This window comes from Peribacillus sp., assembly GCF_059453735.1.
In genome coordinates this window covers 1-8,542 of the sequence record NZ_JAZVJO010000270.1, presented here as the reverse complement: position 1 = coordinate 8,542, position 8,542 = coordinate 1, and the positions used below count along the sequence as shown (strand labels likewise).

The 8,542-nt window shown below is 38.3% G+C and carries 8 protein-coding genes; 7 read left to right on the top strand and 1 reads right to left on the bottom strand.

Translation table 11 applies throughout. The features are described 5' to 3' along the window. Positions 1-285: 285 nt before the first annotated feature. The 6 genes from AC52RT_RS08570 (at position 286) to AC52RT_RS08545 (ending at position 5,186) form a co-directional block, all read left to right on the top strand. The gene (locus AC52RT_RS08570) at positions 286-978 is read left to right on the top strand and encodes a response regulator transcription factor (RefSeq protein WP_495540353.1); all 693 of its coding nucleotides are present in this window, start codon (positions 286-288) and stop codon (positions 976-978) included. A gap of 1 nt (position 979) precedes the next feature. Next, the gene (locus tag AC52RT_RS08565; RefSeq protein ID WP_495540354.1) at positions 980-1,906 is read left to right on the top strand and encodes a sensor histidine kinase; all 927 of its coding nucleotides are present in this window, start codon (positions 980-982) and stop codon (positions 1,904-1,906) included. A 92-nt stretch (positions 1,907-1,998) separates the two neighbouring features. Further along, positions 1,999-2,922 carry an ABC transporter ATP-binding protein gene (locus tag AC52RT_RS08560; RefSeq protein WP_495540352.1) on the top strand — a complete coding sequence of 308 codons (924 nt, stop codon included), beginning with the start codon at positions 1,999-2,001 and terminating at the stop codon, positions 2,920-2,922. Next, a complete protein-coding gene (locus tag AC52RT_RS08555; RefSeq protein WP_495540351.1) occupies positions 2,915-3,607 on the top strand; it encodes an ABC transporter permease in 693 nt (230 codons plus the stop codon). The genes AC52RT_RS08560 and AC52RT_RS08555 overlap by 8 nt, the downstream gene beginning before the upstream one ends. A gap of 119 nt (positions 3,608-3,726) precedes the next feature. Then, positions 3,727-4,233 (top strand): LURP-one-related family protein, encoded by a 507-nt coding sequence (locus AC52RT_RS08550; protein WP_495540350.1) that lies wholly within the window; start codon positions 3,727-3,729, stop codon positions 4,231-4,233. Positions 4,234-4,484: 251 nt separating this feature from the next. Continuing rightward, a complete protein-coding gene (locus AC52RT_RS08545) occupies positions 4,485-5,186 on the top strand; it encodes a suppressor of fused domain protein (protein WP_495540349.1) in 702 nt (233 codons plus the stop codon). Positions 5,187-5,514: 328 nt separating this feature from the next. Here AC52RT_RS08545 and AC52RT_RS08540 read toward each other — a convergent pair whose 3' ends face one another. Beyond that, entirely contained in the window at positions 5,515-7,551 is a 2,037-nt protein-coding gene (locus tag AC52RT_RS08540; RefSeq protein WP_495540348.1) for a molybdopterin oxidoreductase family protein, read from the bottom strand. 300 nt (positions 7,552-7,851) lie between these two features. Between AC52RT_RS08540 and AC52RT_RS08535 the strand changes: the two genes are divergently transcribed. Then, positions 7,852-8,542: PAS domain S-box protein (locus AC52RT_RS08535; RefSeq protein WP_495540347.1), on the top strand; the 691-nt coding region annotated here is incomplete at its 3' end.

Sequence of the window (8,542 nt, the reverse complement as noted above, 5' to 3'; positions counted from 1 at the left end):
TGGTAAAACAATAAATACTACTATTAAAGAGCGGCCTCGGAATAATCCCGAGGCCGGTCTTTACGTTTTTGTTGGATTGAAAAGGATATTTTTAATGTAACAGCAGGTTTTTTTATATGATTTACCGAACTATATCTAGTTATAGGATTTTTTTGAATATCTACCTACGATGAATTTCTATGGGTTTACGGGTGAATAGACGTGCGAACAGCGATTCAATCTGAAAAAATGGTTAAGATTATTGGAGCAGCTAATATATATATATGTAGCAAAGGAGAACGAAGGATGCATAAAATTCTGCTTGTAGAAGATGATGTAGAGATTAGTGAGATGGTGAGTGTTCAATTGGGTAAGGAAGGGTTTGATCTTGTAAAAGCATTTGATGGAGAAGAGGCAATCGCGAATTTCGCCAAGGATGCCTTTGACTTAGTCATTCTTGATTTAATGATTCCGAAGGTTTCAGGAATGGATATGTTGAAAAATATACGTGAAAACAGCAAGATTCCGGTGTTAATTATGTCAGCTAAGGACAGTGATGTTGATAAGGCGCTTGGATTGGGTTTTGGAGCTGACGATTATCTCACTAAACCATTCTCTATGATTGAATTAACGGCAAGGGTAAAAGCGATTATTCGACGTGCTACTGACTATTCAAAAGATGAACAACCTATGGATAGCTTTCGGCAAATCGGAGATCTTTCCATCGACTTGGAAAACTTCTCGGTTCTTAAAAAGGGGATTGAGATTAAATTGACTTCTAAAGAATTTAGCATATTGAAGCTGTTTGTCACGAATCCAAGCAGGGTTTTTACGAAAGCGCAGCTGTATCGTTTTATTTGGAATGATGATTACTACGGTGACGAAAATGTGATTAATGTCCATATTAGAAGACTGAGAGAAAAGATTGAGGATGATCCATCAGCTCCCTGCTATATCAAAACAATTTGGGGAATTGGCTATAAGCTGGGAATTACTTAAGATGCTTATTCTGCTGCTATTCAGTTTAACGGCAATTATTATCTATCAATATCTTATACATAAAAACCAACAAAGGATCCTTACATCCATATCCGAAAAGCTGCAGCAAATCATGCAACGTTCATCAGATGAAAAGCTCTTACTGCAGACTGATGATAACAGAGTGAAAACACTTCTTAACGAATTAAATAAACTCCTAGAACATAATCAAACAATTAGAGCTGCACATAATCAGACAGAAGATTCTATGCGCAGGATGTTGTCGAATATTTCTCATGATTTAAAAACGCCATTGACAGTCGTCATGGGCTATATTGAAATGATTACAGCTGATTCGACCTTAAGCAAAGAAGAAACGGATGTGCTGCTGAAAAAGGTACATAGTAAAACAGTTGAAGTACTGAATCTAATGAATAAGTTTTTCAATTTAGCTAGATTAGAATCAGGAGATATAGATATTCCGTTAACTCGAGTCAATATAAATGAAATCTGCCGAAAAAATATTCTTACTTATTATGAAGTGCTGGCAGCTAGGGGGTTTACCGTTAAGCTAGACATACCAGAGGAACCGCTGTATGTATTAGGCAATGAAGAGGAATTGGAACGAATCCTAAATAACTTACTGTCAAATAGTATTCGTTATGGCAGTGATGGATTAGTTATCGGTCTTACAGTAAGAAGTACATCTGATATGATTTATGTTGATGTCTGGGATAAGGGAAAAGGAATAAACGAGTTTGATCAAAATCGAATTTTCGAACGCATGTACACATTAGAAGATTCAAGAAACAAGTTGTATCAAGGGAGCGGACTAGGCCTGACGATTACCAAACGTCTGATTGAGCAATTAGGCGGAGAAATCACTTTACAAAGTAAACCTTTTGAAAGGACTATTTTTACTTTTAGTTTAAAACGAGTAACTTTTTAGAATCTTAAGGTTTTTGTAAGAAATAGGTAAGAAAAAAGCAATACTTGCTGATTAGAATGATAAGTAACCAATAAGAAAAAGGGAGAGAGAATATGGCGTATATCATTCAAACTAATCAGTTGACCAAATCTTATAAGGAAAAAGATGTGGTTTTAAATGTGAACATGAACGTCAAAAAGGGAGAAATATATGGGTTCCTTGGACCAAATGGAGCAGGTAAGACAACGGTTATGAAGATGCTGACTGGACTCGTTAAACCCACCGGAGGGAGTATTGAAATCTTTGGTGAAAAACTGACGGAGAATTCATATGAACTATTTGCAAGAATGGGAAGTATCATTGAATACCCTGTCTTCTACGATAAACTGACTGCGAAAGAAAATTTAGCGTTGCATGGCGAATATATGGGGTATTATGACAAACAAGCAATTGATGAGGCGCTTAAGTTTGTTGGGCTCACGTCCATCAGTCAGAAATCGGTAAAAGAGTTTTCACTTGGGATGAAACAAAGGCTTGGAATAGCGCGTGCTATTATGACGAAACCTCAGCTCTTAATTCTTGATGAACCGATTAATGGGCTAGATCCAGTTGGGATAAAAGAATTACGGAATTTATTTCAGATGCTATGCCATGAATACGAAATGACATTGTTAATCTCCAGCCATATCCTAGGGGAGATTGAATTAATTGCTGACACAATTGGCGTGATTAAAGAAGGCAGACTGATTGAGGAGGTCTCTATGAAGGACATTCGAGATAAAAATACGGCGTATATTGAACTGGTCACCGATCAATCTAAAAAAGCCGTTTATGTCTTAGAAGAGATTTTAGGGATTACAAATTATAAGCTGCTAGACGATTCAATCATCAGAATTTATAGTACCGAGCACACACAACGTGACATTAGTAAGGCACTTATCTTAAACGATATCTCAATTGAAACATTGTCAAAAAAGAATCATACGCTTGAGGATTACTTTTTGTCGCTGATCAATGGAGGTGGGCAGAGTGCTTAAGTTAATAAAATTAGAAATTAAAAAGTTCAAATTAGCGGGTTATATGAAAACGGTTATGTTCATTAACTTAGGGATTATGATTGCTGTCTGCGGCATTTATTTTGCCGAAAAAAGTGAAGGGGGAACTTCCTTTGACAGTTATACTCATTCCTTCGAGATGATTGGGATTATTGTTCGAGCGGCTTTTATTGTTTTTGCATCGGTATTAATCTCTAAATTGATTATTGAAGAATATAGAAACAATACGATTTCGATATTGTTCACATACCCAATTAACCGAAAGAGAATTATGATGGCAAAAATTCTGCTGATTACTGGATTTACGTTTGTAAATATAGTTTTGTCGAGTATCTTTATCGGATCTATATTTTTCTTGGCTGATTTTGGTATGAATATTGTACCGGACCAACTAACAAGCGGCACGTTAACTGAATCTATACTCAAAATGACCCTGACAGCAGTTGCTGCCGCAGGAATGGCGCTGGTCCCTTTATACTTTGGAATGAAAAAGAAATCGGTCCCGGTAACAATTGTCACATCGATTCTGCTCATCTCGCTTAGTAACACAAATATAGATGATTTCACGCTATCGAAAATTCTGGCCATTCCTTTTGGCCTTGGGGCAATTGGCCTATTGGTTGCTTACTTCTCCATCAGAAATATTAATCATGTAGATATCGACTAAATAGTTTTCGCCATCTGTTAAAACAGATGGTTTTTTCTTGTATTTGAAGGAAGCAGGTTTTTCTAAGCGAATAAATAGAGAGGGAGATTACAAAGTAGATGGTTAAAAAGGAGAATAAAATGGATAATCAGACATTATGTTTTTCGGATACGTTTTTTTCAACAGGAAAAACGAATATTTTAAACGAAGAGAAGGAAAAAGTAGGGATGCTGGATTTAAAGAGTGTCTTCACGTCTGGAGTAAATGTGTTGGATGAGAAAGGGAACGTCTTGATCAGCGGAAAGTTTCCTTTCATGCGAAGTAAGTGGTTTGTGGCGGATCATACTGGGCAGGAAATCGGTATCTTAAAAGAAAAGTTTGGAATATTGGTAAAGAAATATGAATACGCAGCTCATCATCGTGGAGTTTATCTTATAGAATCGGAGCCGTTTTCAAGAAGCTACTCGATTTATGAACATGAAAATCTTGTAGGAACCTTTAAAAAAATCAACCGTATGTTTTCTACAACAAAATACCAATTAAAGACAAGCAATAATAAGATAAGTAACTTTGAATGGGTGGCGGTTGTGATGGGGTTACATGCTATTGAACAAAGGAAGAAAAGTGCAGCAGCAAATAGCGGCTGAGCAAATTAGTACGTGCAGATCATATTAGCCTGCTGTGAATTTATGGTAGTATATGGGCATATTTTAATTTATTGGCGGTGAATAGGATGTATATCTATAAGGGGGAAGACATAAAAAAAAATTGACGCTGAAGCGGACAAAGGCAGAAATGGGATGTACTTGGAAGAATTCATTTAGCGGGACTTTTTTATAGAAAAATATGTAATATTTACTTAATATAAGGTATAACAAAGTTGAAAGGGGGGCCTTATATGGGCTATTTTGCTGATTTAAAAAAGAAAAAAAGGGATAAGAAGTTTGATCGAATTTTACAGCAGAGTATTAAAAACAGAGAAGAATTTTGGAAGACCGTTGGGGAGTTAGATAATTATGTATTAACACATCTAATTAATCCAATGTTTCTTGGAGGTGTTTCCTGGCCGGCTAACCGACAAGGGTTTCTCCGAATTGTAAAGGAAAACAGCGTTGTTTTTGCGAGTGATGGGTTGTCAGATCCTTTTTATCCATCTGGTGAAGAGGAAATTCAGCCGTATAATGGGTATGGTCTGGAATTCTACTTAGAGTGTGATGACCCTTCACTTCGAGGAGAATTGGATGAAGTAAAAAATCACTGGGCATTTGACCTGATTTATCAAATCAGTCAAAATGCTGCGTCTCGTGGAAACATGCTGGCTCATCTTGAAAAGTATACCGTGTTATCGATGGAATTTACGGACATAGATTCACCTAAAGGCTATTTAACCGAGAATGGAGTTACAGGTGTACTGCTAGGTGTGCCTTCTCCAGAAATAAAAACAGCCATAGATCTTCCGTTGGAATCCGTTCGTCTTGTCAGCATTAAACTGCTCACGCCTGAACAGTTAGATTATGTCTATCAATATGGATCAGATGCTAGATTAAACCTTTCTGAGGAGTTGAAAAAGGCCGGAACTCACCATCTAAACAGTATCTAGTAATAGAAAGAGAGCCTCTTCGTTCCTTACGCTCCTGTGGGGTTTCACCTGTCCCGCTGTTCCCGCAGGAGTCTTCACGCCTGAAACGAAAATCAACTGACTTTCTTAACTTAAAAGTAAAAGGCCTATTTATAACTAGATATAGTATTTTGAGGTCATAAGGAGAATTTTCAAAAACCATCTTGAAATGGTAACACTAGACCACCTTGATCCCGCAGGCCTATTTGGTCCGAAAAATGCAAAAGAGGTTCAGAATGAAAACATTCCGAACCTCTTTTGTCTACAAAATGAGAGCCCCCTAGATAAGGAGGCTCTCATTTTAGGCGTCTCAGCTTTTAGTCTTTTCGCAGCCTACACGTCCGGAGAAAAAGACTGCTCCTCCACCCATATCAGCAATACGATCAGGTGTTAGGGCATTGACAAGCCGCTTTGCTCCGGAATCATCTGCCCATAAACCTTGAGTGATGAGAACTCCCGGAAGAACATTATTGCCGATTGCTGCTTTTATTAGACAGTCTCCTCGATCATTAAAGATGCGAACGATATCATTTTCTTCTATTCCTAATGCTGCAGCATCGGCTGAATTCATATGGAGTTTTGGTTCTTTTTCAAGTTTCATATGTTTGTCATTTGTTGAAAAAGTCGAATTCAAGAAGTTGTGATTAGGGCCTGGAATAAATAGAAACGGGAGATCATTATCACGAACCAGCGGTCGATAGGTTGGCAGCGGGTCGTACCCTCTTTTCTCCATTCGCCTTGAAAAAAGTTCGATTTTTCCGCTTGGTGTAGGGAGATTTGGAAAGTGCGGCCGATCAGCTTTGATATATTGTTTTTCTAGTAAAGATTCATAGGTCATTTCTTTTAAAAATGAATTTCCCTCTTGATTCAGAGCCTGGCGTATCATATCTTCCTCGGTATCAGCGAAAGCCTGTTCAGTGTACCCCATTCCTTCAGCCAATAGCTTGAATACTTCCATATTTGATTTTGCCTCTCCATAACGCTCTATGACAGGCTGTTGAATCTGCAGATAATGATGCCAATATGAAGTATAAAAATCAGTGCTTTCAAAGGATGATGAAGCTGGGAGAACGATATCAGCATACATGGCTGTCTCAGTTAAAAATAAGTCATGGACAACTGTGAATAAATCTTCGCGCATGAGACCTTTCCTTACTTTTGTAACGTTTGGAGCAACAATGGCGGGGTTAGAGCTGTACACGTAAAGGGAGGAAATTGGGTGTTCTTCCTCAAGTAACGTCTTTCCAAGCTCATTCATGTTGACGACTCGTGTCTGCTTGTTCTTTAATAAATCAGGTCGTTGTACAGCAGCTGTATTAAAAGCTAGATATCCAGAATTGCCTTTGATCGCTCCTCCGCCTTTTTTTAGCCACTGTCCAGTGAGCGCAGGAAGACAAGCTATGGTTCTAACGTTCATTCCACCGTTATCATGGTGTTGCAGGCCATTCCCAATCCGGATTAAAGAGGGAGAAGTTTGCCCATACATTCTAGCAAGTTTATAAATGTCTTCAATTGAAACACCGGTTATGGAGGATACCGTGTTAGGGTCATAGTCTTTAACATGTTCACGCAGCTCGCCATCACCAACCGTATACTGTTTTAAAAATTCTTCATCCACAAGGTTTTCAGCGTAAAGGATATGCATTAATCCGAGTGCGAGAGCAGAATCAGTTCCTGGAAGAATGGGTATAAACCAGTCAGCCCAGCGGCCCGTTTGATTTTTATGAACATCAATAACAACAATCTTAGCACCATTCTTTCTTGCTGCTTGAGCAATAGTTACCTGATGCATATTGGTACTGACCGCATTAATCCCCCACATAATAAATAGTTTAGTATGAATGGTATCTTCTGGATCTGTTCCAAACGATCCACCCATTGTGTAGGCATATCCCTCAGAACCAGCAGCGTTACATATGGTACGGTCAAGTCTAGATGCACCAAGGCGGTTAAAAAAACGCCGGTCCATTCCTTCTGCTGCAAGAATGCCCATATTCCCGTAAAAGCTGTAAGGAAGAATACTTTCCGGACCTTTTTCATTAATTAATTCCTTCCAATTACTCGTTATGGTTTCAATGGCTTCCGTCCAGCTGATTTCTTCAAAGGCTCCAGTACCCTTTAGTCCTACCCCCTTAAGCGGAAACTGGAGTCGCTGTGGTTCATATAGACGTTCCGTCATATGCCTGACTTTATTGCAGATATTTCCTTTTGTGACGGGATGTTCAGGATCGCCCTCGATTTTTGTAAGCTTACCATTTTGTTTATGTACGAGTAGCCCGCACTGATCAGGACAGTCTAAAGAACAGACAGAAGGGAAAATTCCATCGCTCTGGTTTATATAGTTCATTTATTTACACCTCCATAAACCGGAATATAGGCGAATCATTCAGAATAGTATACCTTTTTTAAAAATATTTTTATAGTACCTTACAAAGTTAAGTAGTATAGAAAAAATATGATATGAAAGCCGAAGATGCTCTATTAGGACTAATGGCAGTCTAAAGCACTTGGTAAAAGTAAGGACTGAATCTGGTGATTTTGTGTTACAATAAAACAGCTCGAACCCTTGTGTACTGCATGAGGGTTTTTATTTTGGAGAATTTATTTGGGTAGGAAATAATAGTTGCAAATCATGAAGGGGTTAAGGATGAATCAGGCTCGTAAGATTGCTGCAAAGGTTACTGTGTTCTATGTGGTCATAGGTGGGTTTTGGATTTTTAGCACTGATTATTTTTCCATGCTGCTGTCAGAATCAAATCTTCAATTATATGCCTTATTTCAACAATATAAAGGCTGGCTATATATTTTTATTACAGGAGTCATTTTATATACGGTTATTTTTTCATTAACGTCTAGGCTTCTAAGGTCTCGTAATGAATTTAGGGTGAAGGATGAGCAATATCGCTCACTGTTTAATCATAATCCAGATGCAGTTGCAGAACTTGATTTGAAAGGAAATCTCGTGGCGCTTAATCCAACAGGTGTAAATATACTGGGCATCGAACCGTCTGATTTTTATGGTAAGCCTGTCTTGCTAATGCTGCAGGATGAAAAAGAACCTGCAAAAAAAAGTTTTTACCGCACTCTATCCGGCGAGTCATCAATGGTTGAAACGTCAATCATTAATCACAAAGCCGAGAATCGACTTCTGCGTTGCAAGCTATTGCCGAGTGTTATTAATGGAGAAACAAAAGGTGTCTATGTAATTGCCAGGGATATTACCGAGTCGCGCCGTGAGGAAGAATTAATGATTATGTCTGAAAAATTATCTGTCATTGGCCATCTTGCAGCCGCAGTTGCTCATGAAATTAGGAATCCGCTGACCTCCTTAAAAGGAT